The following is a 255-nucleotide window of genomic DNA, read 5'->3' as shown; positions in this document are numbered from 1 at the left end:
CTCGGGGTGGGTGCGGTGGTCGGTGCCGTTGAGGGCGAAGTAGCGGACGGCGGCGAACTCGGCCTCGATCCAGTTCAGCCAGGACGCGTAGGTCGGCAGGAACACCAGGTCGACCCGGTTGGTGGCGCACCAGGCTCGGACTTCGGGGTGCTTGTGTGGGGAGAAGTTGTCGCAGATCAGGTACAGCTCCTCGGTCGGCCAGCGGCGGCGCAGGGTCTTGAGGAAGCCGAGGAACTCGCGCCAGCGTTTGCGGTC

The 255-nt window shown here is 67.5% G+C and carries 1 protein-coding gene; it reads right to left on the bottom strand.

Features of this window, described 5'->3' with window-relative positions; all coding sequences use genetic code 11:
* Positions 1–255, bottom strand: a 255-nt coding sequence (locus QSK20_RS32015; RefSeq protein WP_285792334.1) for a transposase, incomplete at both ends; no start/stop codon positions are given.

This window comes from Micromonospora sp. NBRC 101691, from assembly GCF_030269285.1.
In the GTDB taxonomy this organism is placed as follows: Bacteria; Actinomycetota; Actinomycetes; order Mycobacteriales; family Micromonosporaceae; genus Micromonospora; species Micromonospora echinospora.
This window is presented reverse-complemented; position numbering and strand designations above follow the sequence as displayed.